Source organism: Agrobacterium fabrum str. C58, assembly GCF_000092025.1.
Classification (GTDB): Bacteria; Pseudomonadota; Alphaproteobacteria; order Rhizobiales; family Rhizobiaceae; genus Agrobacterium; species Agrobacterium fabrum.
The window spans coordinates 2,384,061-2,402,765 of record NC_003062.2 but is presented as its reverse complement, the minus strand read 5'-3'; the positions used below and the strand labels follow the sequence as shown (position 1 = coordinate 2,402,765).

16 protein-coding genes are annotated in these 18,705 nt (G+C 59.7%); 9 read left to right on the top strand and 7 right to left on the bottom strand.

Features of this window, described 5'->3' with window-relative positions; all coding sequences use genetic code 11:
• Nucleotides 1-61 precede the first annotated feature (61 nt).
• Together ATU_RS11840 and cysQ are read right to left on the bottom strand one after the other, a co-directional pair.
• A complete protein-coding gene (locus ATU_RS11840) occupies nt 62-1,099 on the bottom strand; it encodes a DUF2793 domain-containing protein (RefSeq protein WP_010972669.1) in 1,038 nt (345 codons plus the stop codon).
• A gap of 341 nt (nt 1,100-1,440) precedes the next feature.
• Nucleotides 1,441-2,229: a 3'(2'),5'-bisphosphate nucleotidase CysQ gene (gene cysQ, locus ATU_RS11835; RefSeq protein ID WP_035255846.1), complete on the bottom strand. Its 789-nt coding sequence runs from the start codon at nt 2,227-2,229 to the stop codon at nt 1,441-1,443.
• Nucleotides 2,230-2,577: 348 nt separating this feature from the next.
• Between cysQ and ATU_RS11830 the strand changes: the two genes are divergently transcribed.
• From ATU_RS11830 to ATU_RS11800, 7 genes are all read left to right on the top strand, one after another.
• Nucleotides 2,578-3,480, top strand: a complete 903-nt coding sequence (locus ATU_RS11830; protein WP_006314979.1) for a branched-chain amino acid ABC transporter permease — start codon at nt 2,578-2,580, stop codon at nt 3,478-3,480.
• Nucleotides 3,481-3,484: 4 nt separating this feature from the next.
• Nucleotides 3,485-4,882, top strand: coding sequence for a high-affinity branched-chain amino acid ABC transporter permease LivM (gene livM / locus ATU_RS11825; RefSeq protein ID WP_010972315.1), 1,398 nt, complete (start codon nt 3,485-3,487; stop codon nt 4,880-4,882).
• A complete protein-coding gene (locus ATU_RS11820; RefSeq protein WP_010972314.1) occupies nt 4,882-5,772 on the top strand; it encodes an ABC transporter ATP-binding protein in 891 nt (296 codons plus the stop codon). Before livM ends, ATU_RS11820 begins: the two co-directional genes overlap by 1 nt.
• Nucleotides 5,772-6,500: an ABC transporter ATP-binding protein gene (locus tag ATU_RS11815; protein WP_006314982.1), complete on the top strand. Its 729-nt coding sequence runs from the start codon at nt 5,772-5,774 to the stop codon at nt 6,498-6,500. Before ATU_RS11820 ends, ATU_RS11815 begins: the two co-directional genes overlap by 1 nt.
• Before the next feature lie 170 nt (nt 6,501-6,670).
• The gene (locus ATU_RS11810) at nt 6,671-7,024 is read left to right on the top strand and encodes a DUF6867 family protein (RefSeq protein ID WP_006314983.1); all 354 of its coding nucleotides are present in this window, start codon (nt 6,671-6,673) and stop codon (nt 7,022-7,024) included.
• Between the two features lie 118 nt (nt 7,025-7,142).
• Nucleotides 7,143-8,261, top strand: a complete 1,119-nt coding sequence (locus tag ATU_RS11805; RefSeq protein WP_006314984.1) for a branched-chain amino acid ABC transporter substrate-binding protein — start codon at nt 7,143-7,145, stop codon at nt 8,259-8,261.
• A gap of 142 nt (nt 8,262-8,403) precedes the next feature.
• Complete coding sequence (locus tag ATU_RS11800) at nt 8,404-9,120, top strand: polysaccharide deacetylase family protein (RefSeq protein WP_010972313.1); 717 nt, start codon at nt 8,404-8,406, stop codon at nt 9,118-9,120.
• A gap of 22 nt (nt 9,121-9,142) precedes the next feature.
• On the opposite strand, the gene ATU_RS11795 is transcribed toward ATU_RS11800, so the two are convergent.
• The 5 genes from ATU_RS11795 to ATU_RS11775 all read right to left on the bottom strand — a co-directional run bounded on the left by ATU_RS11795 (nt 9,143) and on the right by ATU_RS11775 (nt 16,282).
• Entirely contained in the window at nt 9,143-9,667 is a 525-nt protein-coding gene (locus ATU_RS11795; protein ID WP_010972312.1) for an AAA family ATPase, read from the bottom strand.
• Nucleotides 9,668-9,949: 282 nt separating this feature from the next.
• Nucleotides 9,950-10,879: a response regulator gene (locus tag ATU_RS11790; protein ID WP_010972311.1), complete on the bottom strand. Its 930-nt coding sequence runs from the start codon at nt 10,877-10,879 to the stop codon at nt 9,950-9,952.
• A complete protein-coding gene (locus ATU_RS11785; RefSeq protein ID WP_010972310.1) occupies nt 10,876-14,271 on the bottom strand; it encodes a hybrid sensor histidine kinase/response regulator in 3,396 nt (1,131 codons plus the stop codon). The genes ATU_RS11790 and ATU_RS11785 overlap by 4 nt, the downstream gene beginning before the upstream one ends.
• 43 nt (nt 14,272-14,314) lie before the next feature.
• Complete coding sequence (locus tag ATU_RS11780) at nt 14,315-15,085, bottom strand: SDR family oxidoreductase (protein ID WP_006314989.1); 771 nt, start codon at nt 15,083-15,085, stop codon at nt 14,315-14,317.
• A gap of 162 nt (nt 15,086-15,247) precedes the next feature.
• Nucleotides 15,248-16,282 carry a glutamine synthetase beta-grasp domain-containing protein gene (locus ATU_RS11775; RefSeq protein WP_010972309.1) on the bottom strand — a complete coding sequence of 345 codons (1,035 nt, stop codon included), beginning with the start codon at nt 16,280-16,282 and terminating at the stop codon, nt 15,248-15,250.
• A gap of 480 nt (nt 16,283-16,762) precedes the next feature.
• Between ATU_RS11775 and ATU_RS11770 the strand changes: the two genes are divergently transcribed.
• On the top strand, nt 16,763-16,969 hold the full coding sequence (locus ATU_RS11770) for a DUF2735 domain-containing protein (protein WP_006314993.1): 207 nt from the start codon (nt 16,763-16,765) through the stop codon (nt 16,967-16,969).
• A gap of 341 nt (nt 16,970-17,310) precedes the next feature.
• Complete coding sequence (gene urtA, locus ATU_RS11765) at nt 17,311-18,600, top strand: urea ABC transporter substrate-binding protein (protein ID WP_006314994.1); 1,290 nt, start codon at nt 17,311-17,313, stop codon at nt 18,598-18,600.
• The last annotated feature ends 105 nt before the right edge of the window (nt 18,601-18,705 follow it).

The following is an 18,705-nucleotide window of genomic DNA, read 5'->3' as shown; positions in this document are numbered from 1 at the left end:
ATTTTGCCGGGAAAAAATTTTTCCAAAAATCGCAATTTTTCTCGCTTATCGGTTGTTTTCCTCACAATGCCGCAAGGGACAGGCACGTTTTCCCGCTTCCCTGGGTCAATTCCACCATTCCCTCATGTTGCAGCCGCAGGCGGTCACCGGCATCGAGGGAAAGAAGCGCGGTTGCCGACTGCGTGGTGCCGGCAATCGAGGCATTGCCGGCGACGCTGAAATTCGCCGCAGCGCCATTGACGGTGAGCGTCACCCGGTGGCCGGAGGAGGCGACGACAGCCAGTGACAGCATGACGAGATAAATGCCCTTGGCGGGAATGACGAGGTCCCGCCCGCCGCCGCTCACCGCATCACCAAGCGCAAAACCGCCCTCGGCGATGACGAGCACGGAAAAACCGGCGGCAGAGCCATTGGCGGGTTTCGTGGTGCCCGCCGGCTGGCCGGCGACGGCAAGCGGGCGGTTGGGTATCGAGACCCGGCCCTCGCCGCTGCATAAAAGTGCCGTGTGCCAGGATGTGCCGTCCCGGCTGGTCTTGATGGAAAAGCCGTCGCTGCCAGCAAGGCCCATTTCCGCCCGGCCGCTCCAGCCCGACTGGAACAGCAGCGAGGCGGTATCGGCTTTGCCCGCCTTGTTGACCGTCAGGCGGTGGCTGCCGTCTTCCTGTGTATGGGTGAAGAGGCTTGCGGGGGAGGCGAGCGCCATGCGGTTGTTCGCATCGGCATCTGTGCCGATACCCAGCCTTTCCAGCCGGCCGGTGGCGGGCAGCGGCAAGTCGCGCCAGTTCCCGTCCTGCAGCACCCGGTATCTGGCGTCGGTCACAAACCATGCCGTCCAGCCGGACTGTGGCGTGATCGAAAGCCATGCGCCATCCTGCCGGAAAGCGAGCCTGCCGCCCTTGCCGGCCCAGTCGCCCGTGGCATCGGCCGAGAGGAGGAAGCAGTCTCCTTCCGCCGCATTTTCGGGCGGTGCGGTGACTGTGGCCCTGATGACGAGCTGCACGATCGCATCGAGCCTTTGCAGGGCCTCATTGTGGGTGACGTGTTTCTGGGCCTGCGAGGGCAGGATGTAGGGAAGCCGAAGTCTTGCCGTCTGTTCCATCGTGATGTGCCTTCCGCGGGGTTGTGTTCGTTCGCGGGGCATTGTGATGCGGTGGCGGGGGGTGGGGATGAAGGGGGAAGGAATTATTTTTGTGGAGCTTTGGTGTGTGCGGCTTTACCCCCCCTCTGCCCTGCCGGGCATCTCCCCCTCAAGGGGGGAGATCGACTCGCGGATAAGTCTCGCCCATCTCAACAGTTGCGAATGAAGTGGTGGTGCGCCTCTTGCCGATCTCCCCCCTTGAGGGGGAGATGCCCGGCAGGGCAGAGGGGGGTAAGCGGCATACTCTGAAGCTCTACAAATGACACGCGTCGCAAAGAACCACAGCACACTGCACGCGAGTCTTACCCGGCCTGCTCCACCGCCATCGCTCCCTCGGCAATAAAATCCGGATTGGCCAGCGCATCCTCGCCGTCGCCCCTAACTTCATAGGCAAGAAGCTGCCCGTCGCAATCGAGTGTCCGGCCGCCTGCGGCACGCAGTACGGCGTCGCCGGCGGCGGTGTCCCACATCATGGTGCGGCTGAAGCGGGGGTAGATATCGGCGGCACCCTCCGCCAGCATGCAGAATTTCAGTGATGAACCGACCGAGATACAGTCTTTCAGCCCGTGTTCGGCCACGAAGGCTTCCGTCTTTGCCGTGCAATGCGAGCGGCTGATCAGCGCCACAGGCGAAGCGCCGCGTCGGCGGGCCCGGATGGGGTGGCGCGACAGGATCGCGCCGTCGCCTGATATTGCGAGCTTTTCGGCGGCGTTGTCCTTGCCCGTCCATGCCTGGCCGCGACAGGGGGCGTAGACAACGCCTGCCACCGGCACGCCATTGCGGATGAGCGCTATATTGACGGTGAAATCGTCCTTGCCGGAAATGAATTCCTTCGTGCCGTCAAGCGGATCGACCAGAAAGAACTCCGCCCCGGTTTCCGGCAGGATGCCGTTCGACACGGCCTCTTCGGCAACCACGGGAATTTCAGGGAAATGGGCAGCCAGCGCCTCGAGAATAATCGTCTCGGCGCGCTGATCGGCTTCGGTTACCGGCGAGCAGTCGTCCTTATAGGACACATGCGGGCCGGCGCGGTGAACCACCATGATCGCCTGTCCGGCGTCAAGCGCCGCTTTCGTCAATATGTCGATCATCTCTTTGCCACAGCCATCCGGCAACGGGGGCATCCCGTAACGGGGTTTTGCCATTTCGATCTTCGCTACTCCTTTGCCCGCTGCCCGTCAAATAATGGCATTGGACAATGTTAAAATAGGCATCGACCGCCATTTTTTCAGCACTTCCTGCCAAAATCATGGCTCTTTTGACCGGGAAAGCGGCAGTCCATGTGGAAATTCCAAATTTTGTGCAGGATCGCCCGTTTTTGACTTCACATTTTTAGGGAACACGATATGCATTTTGGTAGTGGGGTCGGCTTTTAAAGGCTTCCCTATAATTAACATAACGAGGCGTGGCCCATTTGAGGCCATACCCGGGGGAAAGACATGGAGTATTTTATCCAGCAGCTCATCAACGGGCTGACTCTTGGATCGATCTATGGCCTCATCGCTATCGGCTACACGATGGTTTACGGCATCATCGGCATGATCAACTTCGCCCATGGCGATATTTTCATGCTTGGCGGCTTTGCCGCGCTGATCGTATTTCTGATCGCAACATCGTTTTTCGCCGGCATTCCGGTGGCGCTTCTTCTGCTTTTGATGATGATCGTCGCCATGCTGATGACCGGCCTGTGGAACTGGGTGATCGAGCGTGTTGCCTACCGCCCGCTCAGAGGTTCCTTCCGCCTTGCGCCGCTGATCACTGCCATCGGCATGTCGATCGCGCTGTCCAACTTCATTCAGGTCACCCAGGGCCCGCGCAACAAGCCGATCCCGTCGATGGTGACGGAAAGCTATCATTTCGGCGCCATCACCGTGTCGCTGAAGCAGCTGATCATCATGGTCGTTACCTCGGTACTGCTTTTCGCCTTCTGGTATATCGTCAACAAGACCCCGCTCGGCCGGGCGCAGCGCGCCACCGAGCAGGACCGCAAGATGGCCGCCCTTTTGGGGGTTGATGTGGACAAGACGATTTCCATCACCTTCATCATGGGTGCGGCGCTGGCTGCGGTCGCGGGCACCATGTATCTGATGTATTACGGTGTTGCTTCGTTCAGCGACGGCTTCGTTCCCGGCGTCAAGGCCTTCACCGCGGCCGTCCTCGGCGGCATCGGCTCGCTTCCGGGCGCCGTTCTTGGTGGCCTGCTGATCGGTCTCATCGAATCACTGTGGTCGGCCTATTTCTCCATTGCCTACAAGGATGTTGCGGCATTCGGCATCCTGGCATTCGTGCTGATCTTCAAGCCGACCGGTATTCTCGGTCGTCCGGAAGTCGAGAAGGTGTGATCCCATGACCAATATCGCTTCCGAAAATGCCGCTTCCAGCCCGAGCCTGATGGCGACGGCCATGAAGGAGGGCCTGATTGCCGGCGTCATCTCGTTCGGCATGTTCATTCTCTATATCGGCATCATCACCTATCAGGATATCAATAACCAGCTGATCTGGGGCACACGCTGGGGGCTGCTGGCGATCTTCGTCGCCGTTGCCGCCGTTGGCCGCTTTCTTGTGGTCGGTTTCATCAAGCCGTCGCTGGATCGCCGCAAGCTCTCCAAGGCCAAGAGCGGCGTGCTGGAAATCTCCGAAGAAAAAGGCTTTTTTCACAAGCACTTCCTGAAATTCGCGCTGGTTCTGCTGCTGCTTTATCCCGTGATTGCCGTGCAGCTTTTCGGTTTTCAGGGTTCGCTGAAATTCGTCGACAATTTCGGCATCCAGATCCTGATCTACGTGATGCTGGCCTGGGGCCTCAATATCGTCGTCGGTCTCGCTGGCCTGCTCGATCTCGGTTATGTGGCCTTTTATGCGGTGGGCGCTTATTCCTACGCGCTGCTTTCCAGCCAGTTCGGCCTGTCCTTCTGGGTGCTTCTGCCGGTTGCCGGTATTCTTGCCGGCTTCTGGGGCGTCATCCTCGGTTTCCCGGTGCTTCGTCTTCGCGGCGACTATCTGGCGATCGTCACGCTTGCCTTCGGTGAAATCATCCGTCTCGTGCTGTTGAACTGGACGGCCGTCACCAAGGGCACCTTTGGTATTTCCGGCATCGCCAAGGCGTCCGTCTTCGGCATCTGGTCCTTCGATGTCGGCGCGCCCAACAACTTCGCCAAGGTCTTTGGCCTGTCGATGTCGTCGGCCTATTACAAGATTTTCCTGTTCTACGTGATCCTGCTTCTGTGCATGCTGACGGCTTACGTCACCATCAAGTTGCGCCGCATGCCGATCGGCCGCGCATGGGAAGCGTTGCGTGAAGATGAAATCGCCTGCCGTTCGCTCGGCATCGATACCGTCATCACCAAGCTCACCGCCTTTGCCACGGGCGCGATGTTCGGCGGTTTCGCCGGTTCGTTCTTCGCTGCGCGTCAGGGTTTCGTGTCGCCGGAAAGCTTCGTGTTCCTCGAATCCGCCGTCATTCTCGCCATCGTCGTTCTCGGCGGCATGGGCTCGCTGACGGGTATCGCCATTGCGGCGCTCGTCATGGTCGGCGGCACCGAGCTTCTGCGCGAAATGGAGTTCCTGAAGCATGTCTTCGGGCCTGATTTCACGCCGGAACTTTACCGCATGCTGCTCTTCGGTCTCGCCATGGTCATCGTCATGCTGTTCAAGCCGCGCGGCTTCGTCGGCTCGCGTGAACCCACGGCCTTCCTCAGGGAACGCAAGGCCGTGTCCGGCAGCTTTACCAAGGAAGGTCACGGTTGATGGCTTCCGGAACGATGAACATGACATCCAATACGACCGGCAATACAACTGGCGACACGATCCTCAAGGTCGAACATCTCTCGATGAAGTTCGGCGGCCTGATGGCCATCAACGACTTCTCCTTCGAGGCGAAGCGCGGCGAGATCACCGCGCTGATCGGCCCGAACGGCGCTGGAAAGACCACGGTTTTCAACTGCATCACCGGCTTCTACAAGCCGACGATGGGCATGATCACCATGCGTCAGCAAAACGGCGAGGCGCATCTTCTCGAGCGCCTGCCGGATTTCGAGATTACCAAAAAGGCCAAGGTGGCGCGCACCTTCCAGAACATCCGCCTGTTTTCGGGCCTGACTGTTCTGGAAAACCTGCTGGTCGCGCAGCACAATGCGCTGATGAAGGCTTCGGGTTACACCATTCTCGGTCTTCTCGGTCTACCCGCCTACAAAAGAGCGGTCGCGAGCTCGATCGAGAAAGCCAAATACTGGTTGGAAAAGGCCGATCTGGTAGACCGCGCCGATGACCCTGCCGGTGATCTGCCCTATGGCGCGCAGCGCCGTCTGGAAATCGCCCGCGCCATGTGCACAGGGCCTGAACTTCTGTGTCTCGATGAGCCGGCCGCCGGCCTCAACCCGAAGGAATCGCTGGCGCTCAACACGCTGTTGCGCAGCATACGCGACGAAGGCACGTCGTTGCTCCTGATCGAGCATGACATGTCCGTTGTGATGCAGATTTCCGACCATGTCGTGGTTCTGGAATACGGCCAGAAAATTTCCGATGGTTCGCCGGACCATGTGAAGAACGACCCGAAGGTCATCGCCGCCTATCTTGGTGTCGAGGATGATGAAGTGGAAGACGTGATTGCGGAAGAACTCGACGGAGGAGCGGCCTGATGTCCGGTGAACCGCTTCTGAAAGTCCAGGGTGTCGAAACCTATTATGGCAATATCCGCGCTCTGGCCGGTGTCGATGTCGAAGTCAAAAAGGGTGAAATCGTCAGCCTGATCGGTGCCAATGGCGCCGGCAAGTCGACGCTGATGATGACAATCTGCGGCAGTCCGCAGGCCCGCACGGGCCAGGTGATCTTCGACGGTGAGGACATCACCCAGCTGCCGACGCATCTGATCGCCCGCAAGCGCATCGCCCAGTCGCCCGAAGGCCGCCGGATTTTTCCGCGCATGACGGTACTGGAAAATCTGCAGATGGGCGCCAATCTCGACAATCTCAAATATTTCAAGGAAGACGTCGAGAAGATTTTCGTCATGTTCCCGCGCCTGAAAGAGCGCCAGAGCCAACGCGGCGGCACGCTTTCCGGCGGCGAACAGCAGATGCTCTCCATCGGCCGCGCGCTGATGGCACGGCCGAAGCTGCTTTTGCTCGACGAGCCGTCGCTCGGTCTTGCCCCGCTGATCGTCAAGGGCATCTTCGAGGCGATCAAGAAGCTGAACAAGGAAGAGGGGCTGACCGTCTTCCTGGTGGAGCAGAACGCCTTTGCGGCTCTCAAGCTTTCCGACCGCGCTTATGTGATGGTCAACGGCAAGGTGACGATGAGCGGTTCGGGCAGGGAACTGCTCGCCGATCCGCAGGTGCGCGCCGCCTATCTGGAAGGCGGACGGCACTGAAAGATTTTACTTGCGCCGGAAATTTTGCGGCGCAAGACTGCAAACCGCAACCTGCCGCGGCCCTGGTGCCGACGGCGGGACGCAAACAATAAAATGCCCGGCGGGAAAACGACGGGACGACAGACAAGGCAGGGCCAGGGCGTTCCAGCCCGGCACTGATGGGGAAAGAGATGCAGGGCCTTTTTTTCGAAACCGATAACGGCGTGCGTTATGTTCTGCGCGCACTGGTTGTTCTCTTGGGGTTCTGGACGGCATGGCGCACGGGCAAATCCGTGGCCGATGGCTGGGGCGATTATACGCGTGTGGTGATCTATACGCTGGCATTGGGGCTCGTCATGCGGTTTCTGCATTACGCGCTCTTCAACGGGCCGTTCATCAACGGCTTCTATTACGTGTTTGACGTCGTTCTTCTTCTGGTCTTTTCCAGCATCGGTTTCCGCATGCGCCGGACAAGCCAGATGGTCAATAACTACTATTGGCTCTACGACCGGACGTCGGCATTTTCCTACAAGAAGAAAGATTGACAGGCGGATTTTTCCGGCTGCACAATGCTCGTCAGAGTGGAACGGTTTCTGTTCGGTTAAGGTGGGTATCGAACAGGTCCTTGCAATCAACCCATCCAAGGAACTGGGAGTTAAAGTAATGAAGAAGTCTCTTCTTTCCGCTGTTGCGCTGACCGCCATGGTCGCGTTTGGCGGTTCGGCCTGGGCCGATGTCGTGATCGCTGTCGGCGCACCGCTGACCGGCCCGAACGCTGCTTTCGGCGCTCAGATCCAGAAGGGTGCCGAACAGGCTGCGAAAGACATCAATGCTGCCGGCGGTATCAATGGCGAGCAGATTAAGATCGTGCTGGGCGACGACGTATCCGACCCCAAGCAGGGTATTTCGGTTGCCAACAAATTCGTTGCTGACGGCGTGAAATTCGTTGTCGGTCACTTCAACTCGGGTGTTTCCATTCCGGCATCGGAAGTTTATGCCGAAAACGGCATTCTCGAAATCACGCCCGCTGCGACCAACCCGGTCTTTACCGAGCGTGGCCTGTGGAACACCTTCCGCACCTGCGGCCGTGACGACCAGCAGGGCGGCATTGCCGGCAAGTACCTGGCCGATCATTTCAAGGACGCCAAGGTCGCCATCATTCACGACAAGACGCCTTATGGTCAGGGTCTTGCCGATGAAACCAAAAAGGCTGCCAATGCTGCCGGCGTGACTGAGGTCATGTATGAAGGCGTCAACGTCGGCGACAAGGACTTCTCCGCGCTGATCTCGAAGATGAAGGAAGCCGGCGTTTCCATCATCTACTGGGGCGGCCTGCACACCGAAGCCGGCCTGATCATCCGCCAGGCGGCTGACCAGGGTCTGAAGGCCAAGCTCGTTTCGGGCGACGGTATTGTCTCGAACGAACTTGCTTCCATCGCCGGCGACGCCGTCGAGGGCACGCTGAACACCTTCGGCCCTGATCCGACGCTGCGCCCGGAAAACAAGGAACTGGTAGAGAAGTTCAAGGCCGCCGGCTTCAACCCGGAAGCCTACACGCTCTACTCCTATGCCGCGATGCAGGCGATTGCAGGCGCAGCGAAGGCTGCGGGTTCCGTGGAGCCGGAAAAGGTTGCCGAAGCCCTGAAGAAGGGCTCCTTCCCGACCGCACTCGGCGAAATCTCCTTCGATGAGAAGGGCGACCCGAAGCTTCCCGGCTACGTCATGTACGAATGGAAGAAGGGTCCGGACGGCAAGTTCACCTACATCCAGCAGGGCAGCTAAGCCTTCAGCGATACACTATCGAAGCCCGGCAGCGATGCCGGGCTTTTTGTTTTTGACGACACTCTGCTGCTTTGCCTGCCACACTGGAGACAACAAGGCGCGAAACAAAGACCTTCCACGTAAATTGCTATGAGGGGTAGCAATGACGATAAAGCGAGCCACATTTTTATTCCTTGTTCTTGCCGCGCTGGCGACGGTATTCCTCGGCCTTCATGTCTTCAGTAAATCCCGGACGACGCAATTATTCGGCGGCATCATCGCAAGGTTTGAAACGACGCGGCCGGTGGTGGCGCTAACCTTCGACGATGGGCCATCGGCGCGATTCACGCCGGATGTCCTGAGGATCCTGAAGGAGCGCGGGATAAAGGCGACTTTCTTTCTGACGGGTAAGGAGACCGAAGAAAATCTGTCGCAGGCACGCCTGATCGTGAACGATGGGCATCAGGTCGGTAACCACAGCTATACGCATTCCAACATGATGTTCATGGGGCCGGCGCGTATAAGGGACGAGATCGAGCGCACGGATGTGGCTATCCGGGCTGCAGGTTATGAAGGCGAGATCATGTTTCGCCCGCCCTATGGCAAGAAGCTGCTCACTTTGCCATGGTACCTATCCCAACATGACCGGAAAACAATCATGTGGGATATTGAGCCGGAGTCGTTTCCCGACGTCGCTGAAGATACGGCTGCGTTTGCAAAGCACGTCATCGAGCAAACAAGAAACGGCTCGATAATCATCATGCATGTCATGTATCGAAGCCGTGAAGTATCCCGGCAGGCCTTGCCGTTGATCATCGACGGGTTGCATCAACGCGGGTTCGAGTTTGTCACGGTTTCGCAATTGCTCGAAACTCGCTGAGGCCGGTATCGTCGCGTGTAAGTCAGCCGATGCGTGTCAGGATGAGGTCCGCACGCTCCGCAACGGCTGATTTTGGAAGCACGACAATATCGTAGCCGAGCCCCTCATAATCCCGAACCAGGCGCTCATATTCCTCAACGGCGGCATCGAAACCGTGTTTGCGCTCATCATCGCTTTGGTAGATTTCCGGCCAGGGTGGGGTGAGGAAGACCAGAGAATTATAGCGGTGCGTATCGCGTAACGTATTGACGAAGCGATCGCCGCTTATATGGTGAAGTGCCGAGGCGGCGTCGATCAGGCCGCGATCGAAGAAGACGAGGCCTTCCTTTGGGGTCACCCGACGGTCTTCGAGCGCCATGGCGATGGCTCGGCGGGCGAAAGCCTGCATGTCGATCCAAGGCAGGGCGGTGCCGCCATTGCGGGTTTCCTCGATGACGATGCGACGGCCTGGCTCTTCCACCGTGGCGAAACCGCGCCGGGCGAGTTCAGCAAGCAGGGTGGATTTGCCGCCGCCGGAGCAGCCGGAAAGGATGAAGAAACGGTTCATGAGTGTTTGTTCCTGTTTCGAGGATGAGGGTGGAACAGAAGATTTTGGGGAGGATAGGTGGCCGCTTGTTTCTTCTCCCCGAGGGGGAGAAGGTGGCCCGAAGGGTCGGATGAGGGGGCTAGCTCTCCGGATATCTCCGGCCGTGCTACCTCATCCCGCTGCCGCGGACTTCTCCCCCTCGGGGAGAAGAAAGACGCGGCCACCGCTCGCTCAATAGGCGAATGCCTTACGTTCAAGCGGAAAATATATGTTTGTTGAATCTTACCACACTAAACGCATCCGTCACCCCTGATGCAGGACATGTGCCGCCTTGACGGCCGCCGAAGCGCGGTTTTCGACGCCGAGCTTGACGTAAATCTGCTCCAGATGTTTGTTCACGGTTCTGGCGGAAAGGCCGAGAATATCGCCGATATCGCGGTTGGATTTGCCCTTGGCGATCCATAACAGCACTTCCGATTCCCGTGTCGTCAGGGCGAAATGGCTTTTCAGCAGATGGTCGTCGGATTTCTCGTTGGCGGCGGTCAGGCGGAAGAGATATTCGTCCGGTCCCATCGCGCCGAGGAAGGAGAGTTGCAGGGCAGGCCGTCCGGCCTCGGTGATCGTCAGCGGGGCGTCGCGGGCAGCATCCACCGTCGCCCGCTCCTTCAGCCAGCCGGAAATATGGGCGACGACAATCTCCAGACCGTCATCGCGGCCGGTGGCGGCGTTGACCAGACGGGTTGCCTGTGGGGTGGACCAGTGGATGGCGCCATTGGCGCGCACGGCGAGCAGGTGACGCCCGGCGGCATCGAGCGCCACGCGGGCACTCTGGGCCGAGCGGGCATTGGAGAGATGCACGCGGATGCGGGCGCGCAACTCATCGATGTTGATCGGCTTGGTCAGATAGTCGACCCCGCCGGATTCCAGCGCCCGCACCACATGTTCTGTTTCGGTCAACCCGGTCATGAAGATGACGGGCACCTGCGCCACCGCCGCATTGGCCTTCAGGCGGCGGCAGGTCTCGAAACCGTCCATAACAGGCATGACGGCGTCGAGCAGGATGATATCGGGGGTGATGCGTTCGGCAATGTTGAGGGCTGCCTGACCCGAAGTGGCGATGAGGGCGGAAAAGCCTGACTGTTCCAGCGCATCGGTCAGGAAACCCAGCGCGTCCGGGCTGTCATCCACCAGCAGGACGATGTCTCTGGGAGCCGCTGCTACCTGACCGCTCATGCCCCGCCGTCTCCCCTGTCGTTGTCTTCAAACCGCTTGAGAAAATGGGCGTAACCGGCCAGATCGAAGGCCTGCACATAGGTGCCGAGCTCTTGCGTGAAGGGCAGGTTGTCCGTGTTGCGGGCAAGATCGGCGAGTTTAGCCTCTATGCCGCGTATGTAGCCTATTTCGCCGAGCCGCTGCAAATCCTTGATGTGAATTGCACCGGGATGAACGACCTGCGCTGGCGGCTGGGTAACGGGTGCCGAGGGCAGGTCCGTCTCGTAGATCCATTTCAGGCCAAGATGGACGGCAAGCCGGTCGCACAGGTGACGGATATCGACCGGCTTGGCGATGGCGTCATTGTGGTTGTCGTCGCCCGCACCCGCGACCGCCCCATCACCGATATTGGCCGAGAGCATGATAAGCGGCGCGGTCTGACCAGCCTCGCGCAGCTTCGTCACAAGCTGCCAGCCGGTCATGCCGGGCATGGAAATATCGATGAGGAAAAGATCGGGTTTCACGCCTTCGATGAGGGTGAGGCACTCGGGGCCTGATTGGGCGGTAAGCACCACGAAGTCGAGCGGTGAAAGCACCTGTCGCATCAGCTCGCGGTGATCCTCGTTGTCGTCTACCACCACGATGGTGCGGCGTGGGCCTGAATAGGAGCGGATGGTCTTTTCCGGCGCAGGGGCGGTGCTTGGCCGGTGGACGGCGGAAAGCATCAGGCGGACGCGGAAGGTGGAGCCATTGTCCTTTTCGCTGGAGACGGAAATTTCGCCGCCCAGCGTGTTGGTCAGAAGCCTGGTGATGGTGAGGCCGAGGCCGAGGCCGGGCATCGGCCGCACGCTTTCGGCCTCGCCGCGCTGGAAGGGTTCGTAGATGCGGGCGAGATCCTTTTCGGCAATGCCGCGGCCGGTATCGGAGACGGTGAAACTTGCCACCTGGCTGCGATAGGCGACATCGAAGGTGACGCTGCCCTCATCGGTGAACTTGATGGCGTTGGAGAGCAGGTTGACGAGGATCTGGCGCAGCCGCTTTTCGTCGGTGCGGACATATTGCGGCAGAGCGGCGGTGCGCTCGTGGCGGAATTCCAGCCCCTTTGCCTGCGCCTGCGGGCGGAACATATCAACGACCTGATCGAGGAAGTCCTTGATATTGATCTCGTTGGAATAGACCTGCAGACGGCCGGCCTCGATCTTGGAGATATCCAGAAGCCCGTCGATCAGACCGGAAAGGTGATCGGCGGAGCGGCGGATGACCTTGATGGCCGATTGCCGGGGGGCAGGAATTGTCTCGTCACGTTCGAGGATCTGGGCGTACCCCAGAACGGCGTTGAGCGGCGTGCGCAGCTCGTGGCTGAGGCCGACGACATAACGGCTCTTGGCGCGGTTGGCGGCCTCTGCCGTTTCCTTGGCGTCCTGAAGGGCGGCGTCGGTTTTCTTGTGGGCGGCGATTTCCTTCAGCAGCAGCGTATTCTGGCGCGAGGATTCCTCTTCCGCCACCACCCGGCTGTCATGGGCAAGCACAAGGAACCAGCAGACGATGCCGGCGATGACGGCAAAAACGAAAAACACGATGAGGATGGTGCGGTTCACCACGTCAGCCGTTGCAGGCGAGGCGGTGCCGACCTGATGGGCGATCAGCGCCAATATGCCGCCGATGGCGGTGACGGCGATGGCCGCCGCCATGCCGTAACGTCCGAGCCGGGTGGCGAGCTTTGCCACCAGTTGCCGGGGCAGGAAGGTTTTTGCGACGCTTGCCACCTGATAGTTCAGCTTCGCCTTGGGCTTGCACATGTCGTGGCAGCGGCTGTCCAGCGAGCAGCAGAGCGAACAGATCGGCGCGGCATAGGCCGGACACCACGCCATGTCTTCCGGTTCGAACGGGTGTTCGCAGATCGAGCAGGTGATGCTGCTTTCTTCGTGCCATTTCTGACGCGGTTTGCGGGCGAGATAGAACTTGCCCTTGGTGGCAAGGGCGAGGGCGGGGGAGGCGATGAAGGCGACGATGAGGGTGAGATAGGGTGCCAGCGAGGCAGCGAGCGGGCCGAAGGTACCGAAATGCGCCATGAGCGCAATGGTCGCCGAAAGCGCCATCGAGCCGACGCCGACGGGGTTGATATCGTAGAGATGGGCGCGCTTGAATTCGATGCCGGGCGGGGCAAGACCGAGCGGTTTGTTGATGAAGAGATCGGCTGAGATGGTGCAGAGCCATGCCATGGCGATGATGGAGAAGATGCCGAGCGTTTCTTCCAGCAGGCGGTATATGCCGAGTTCCATCAGAAGCAGCGCGATCGCCACATTAAAGACCAGCCAGACGACGCGGCCGGGGTGGCTGTGGGTGAGGCGCGAGAAGAAATTCGACCAGGCGAGCGAACCGGCATAGGCGTTCATGACGTTGATCTTCAGCTGCGAGACGACCACGAAGGCGACCATCAGCAGCATGGCGGCGGTCTCGTTGGGGACCATGTATCCGAAGGCGGTGAGATACATCTGCGCCGGATCGGCGGCGCGGTCCACCGAAACGCCGGAGCTGAAGGTGAGGACCACGAGGAAAGAGCCGGCCAGCAGCTTCGGCACACCGACGACAACCCAGCCGGCACCGGCCAGAAAGACGGCGATGCGATGACGCACGCGGCTCTGGCCTTCGGCCGGCAGGAAGCGCAGGAAGTCCACCTGTTCGCCGATCTGCGACATCAGCGCCAGGATGACGGCCGAGGCCGCGCCGAATTCGACCAGATTGAAGTCAGCTACCGTTCCCGGTGGGCCCGAGGCGTGGTGAATGCCGGAGAAGGCCCGCCACAGATCGTATTTTTCCCAGTCCATCAAGGCGATGAAGATGAAGGGCAGGATGTTCAGCACGATCCAGAAGGGCTGGGTGATGATCTGGAAACGGCTGATCAGCCGCACGCCATGGGTGACGAGCGGAATGACCATGACGGCGGAGATGATATAGCCGATCCAGAGCGGTATGCCGAGCGCCAGTTCCAGCGCGCCGGACATGATGGACGCCTCGATGGCGAAGAGCATGAAGGTGAAGGCGGCATAGATCAGCGAGGTGATGGTGGAGCCGATATAACCGAAGCTTGCGCCGCGCGTCAGGAGATCGATATCGACGCCGTGGCGGATGGCATAACGGCTGATCGGCAGGCCAACCGCGAGCATGGCGATGGCCGCGACGATGATGGCGTAGAAGGCATTTGTGGTGCCGTAGGAGAGCGTGATGGCGCCGCCGATGGCTTCCAGCGCCAGAAAGGAAATCGCGCCGATGGCCGTGTGGGAAATGCGGTTGGAGGAAAATTGCCGGGCGCTCTTGGCGGTAAAACGCAGCGCATAATCTTCCAGCGTCTGGTTGGCGACCCAGCGGTTATATTCGCGCCTGACGGGGATGATGCGTTGCCGTGCGGCCATGCCTAGGATCCAGCGCCTTTCCGAAAATGATGTTTCGTCGTTCTCACAGCCGCACCGACATGCCGCCGTCCACCGTCAATATGTGGCCGTTGACGAAGGAGGCCGCGTCGCTGGCGAGAAACAGGGCAGCCCCGGCGATTTCATCGGGTCTGCCCCAGCGCTCCAGCGGTACGCGCAGCTTGGCAAAGGCCACCATGTCAGGGTTTTCGGCAAGGGCGGCATTGGTTTCGGTGGCGAACATGCCGGGGGCAATGGCGTTGCTGGTGATGCCGCGCGCGCCATATTCCACTGCAATCGCCCGCATCAGCCCGGTCAGCCCCTGTTTGGCGACGGGATAGATCGCATCACCCGGCCGGACGATATGGCCGAGAATGGAGGTGATGGTGATGATGCGGCCGTAACCGTTGGCATTCATGGCTTCAGCCGCATCACGCGACAGCGAGATGGAGGAGGTGAGGTCGGTGCGGATGAGCTCCAGCACGTCGTCGTCGGTAAATTCGGCAAGCGGGCGGCGGTCGCGCGCGCCGACATTGTTGACGAGGATATCGAGATGGCCGGCCTCATCCATGATGCGGCGGACAAGCGCGCTTCCTGCAGCCGTGTCGGCAATATCGAAGGCTGCATAATCGGCCTTTCCGCCCGCCTTGCGCAGCGTGTCGACCGCCTGTTGCAACGTCTCGGCGTTACGGCCGGTCAGCCAGACATGGGCGCCCGCCTCGGCGAAGCCTTTGGCGATTTCGAAACCGAGGCCGCGACCGCTGCCGGTGATGATGGCGGTGCGGTTTTCGAGAGAGAATTTCTGGAGAATGCCCATCGCTCACCTTCTTGCTTGACGTGCTGCAACTTCGTCGAGTTTGCGCCTAAGGAAGAATATGACGGGCGGGCAGAGGGCGAAAAGGTCGCGTGTCCGGCCCAGCCGTTCGATGGACATAAAAATGGCGTCGCCCGGTTGCGGGCGACGCCATGCCTTAAGTTATCAGGCAGCAGCCGACTTTGCGAGCGGCACTTCTGCGATCGTCTTCAGAACGACGGAAGCGATCTGGTAGGGGCAGCCCTGCGAATTCGGACGACGGTCTTCGAGGTAACCACGGTAACCGTTGTTGACGAAGGAGTGCGGAACGCGGATCGAGGCGCCACGGTCTGCCACGCCATAGGAGAACTTGTTCCACGGAGCGGTTTCGTGCTTGCCGGTCAGGCGCAGATGGTTGTCCGGACCGTAAACGTCGATGTGCTCCTGCCAATTCTTGGCGAAAGCGGCCATGAGGGCTTCGAAATAGTCCTTGCCGCCAACTTCGCGCATGAACTTGGTCGAGAAGTTGCAATGCATGCCGGAGCCGTTCCAGTCGGTATCGCCGAGCGGCTTGCAATGGAACTCGACGTCGATGCCGTACTGTTCGCAAAGACGCAGCAGCAGGTAACGGGCGATCCAGATCTGGTCGGCGGCGCGCTTGGAGCCCTTGCCGAATACCTGGAATTCCCACTGGCCCTTGGCCACTTCGGCGTTGATGCCTTCATGGTTGATGCCGGCTTCGAGGCAGAGATCGAGGTGCTCTTCAACGATTTCGCGGGCAACCGAGCCGACGTTCTTGAAGCCGACGCCGGTGTAATACGGACCCTGCGGAGCGGGGTAACCCTGTTCCGGGAAACCGAGCGGGCGGCCGTCCTGGTAGAAGAAATATTCCTGTTCGAAACCGAACCATGCGTCTTCGTCTTCGAGGATCGTGGCGCGGCTGTTGGAAGCGTGCGGGGTGACGCCATCGGGCATCATGACTTCGCACATGACGAGCGCGCCGTTGGTGCGGGCCGGATCCGGGTAGATCGCAACGGGCTTCAGCACGCAATCCGATGAGTGGCCTTCGGCCTGCTGGGTGGAGGAGCCGTCAAAACCCCAAAGCGGCAACTGCTCGAGTGTGGGGAATTCATCGAATTCCTTGATCTGTGTCTTGCCGCGCAGGTTTGCGACCGGCTTGTATCCGTCCAGCCAGATGTACTCGAGTTTGAACTTAGTCATTACGAACCTCTCATAGGTAACAATGCGAAGCCTTGAGGCTTGCCGTGGCTTTTGCCACCGGAAGCACATTCGCGTTCAAGGGCTGACCCCTTAGATGCATGCCGCGTGCCAGATTGGCGATATCGGCCGATTTTTTCGAAAAATCTTTCAGGGGCCTTGGCGCGCCGGGGCTGCAATATCGGCGACGCCCGCTTCTGTTGCACTGCGGCAGGCAAATTCACCCCTCATGTTTCATCATTGAATCCTGATAGATAGCCGGCATCCTCAGCTGAAATGCCCTGCTGCGATGCAATGATTTCGATTGCGCGCGACGGATTGGCATTTGCCCCAAAAACTGGCGCTTTCGGAATGGTTTTTCTTGCTGATTGACCGTTTAATGCCTATATTTTTCGCAACGTGATTTTTTTTTAATCAAACGGAGCGAATCCAGTCTTTGCGGGTTTGCTCCAGACCTAAATGTTTCGATGCAAACAAAGTGAGATGGTCGATATGGCAACTGGCTTTCATCGCGAGACGGCAACGATCTTTCAATTCCCGGTTGGCGGGCGTGCCGGCGTGTCCAAGTTCCGCAATAGCGGGCTGAGCGAGCTTGAGCGTGAGGCAAAGGAGCCGCACGTGGATTTCGGCTCCTGGTATCATGACGACGCGATCCGTGACGAAGAGCGGGACGGCAAGCCGCATTCTTGATCTGAGACGTTGCCGCGTCTTCTTCTCCCTGCAGGGGAGAAGATGGCCCGGATGGTCGGGTAGAGGGGCTAGCTTTCCGTATTTCTCGACCGTTACCCTCTCATCCCGCTGCCGCAGACTTACTCTCGGCGGGGAAGAAACAAGTGGAGGCGTCCCGCTGCACATGGGCACTTCTGCCCGGGAGTTAACTTCCCCACACATCCCTATGCAGCTTTCGCCACCCCGCCTACGTCAATTGACGTATACGGTTTCGCATCCGCGAGATCGATAGTCCCTCCCAGCAGCGGCCGCAGATGCCGCTGAGCCTCCACGAGAGGCCAACAAGGAGAGGGGTTCTTCCGATGATGTTCCGCAAGACGCTTAGTGCTGCGCTGCTTGGCGCTATCCTGTCCACCACCGCCTTCCATGGCGCTTTTGCCGCAGACGACACCATCAAGGTCGGCGTGCTGCATTCGCTGTCCGGCACCATGGCGATTTCAGAGACGACGCTGAAGGATGCCATGCTGATGCTCATCGACGAGCAGAACAAGAAGGGCGGCGTTCTCGGCAAGAAGCTCGAAGCCGTGGTCGTCGATCCGGCCTCCGACTGGCCGCTATTTGCCGAAAAGGCCCGCCAGTTGATTTCGCAGGACAAGGTCGCCGCCGTTTTCGGCTGCTGGACGTCGTCCTCGCGTAAATCCGTTCTGCCTGTTTTCGAAGAGCTGAACTCGATCCTGTTCTACCCGGTTCAGTACGAGGGTGAAGAATCCTCGCGCAACATCTTCTATACCGGTGCCGCGCCGAACCAGCAGGCCATTCCGGCTGTCGACTACCTCGCCAGCACTGAAGGCGTGGAGCGCTGGGTTCTTGCTGGCACGGACTATGTCTATCCGCAAACCACAAACAAGATCCTGAAGGCCTACCTGATGTCGAAGGGCGTCAAGGAAGAGGACATCATGATCAACTACACGCCGTTCGGCCATTCCGACTGGCAGACGATCGTGTCCGACATCAAGAAATTCGGCTCGGCTGGCAAGAAGACCGCCGTGGTTTCCACCATCAATGGCGACGCCAACGTGCCCTTCTACAAGGAACTGGCCAACCAGGGCGTCAAGGCCGAGGATATCCCGGTCGTCGCCTTCTCGGTGGGCGAAGAGGAACTCGCCGGTCTCGACACAGCCCCGCTCGTCGGCCACCTTGCCGCCTGGAATTACTTCCAGTCCGTCGATGCACCCATCAATGCCGAGTTCATCAAGACCTGGCATGCATTCACCAAGAACGACAAGCGCGTGACCAACGACCCGATGGAAGCCGCCTATATCGGCTTCAACGCCTGGGTAAAGGCCGTCGAATCCGCCGGCACCACCGATACGGACAAGGTGCTCGACTCGATTATCGGCGTCTCCGTGCCGAACCTTTCGGGCGGTTACTCCACCGTGATGCCGAACCACCACATCACCAAGCCGGTGCTGATCGGTGAAATCCAGGCTGACGGGCAGTTCGAAATCGTGCAGCAGACCCCGCAGGTCGTGGGGGATGAGTGGTCGGATTATCTGCCGGACTCGAAGGATCTGATCTCGGATTGGCGCAAGCCGATGTCGTGCGGCAACTTCAATGTGGCCAGTGGAAAGTGCGGCGGCAAGGGTAGCTGATCAGCGGGGTTGGTGCCGCCTCCTCTCTTGGGGGCGGTGCTTCAATAATTGAAAACTGAACAAGCATGCCCCCCTCTGCCCTGCCGGGCATCTCCCCCACAGGTG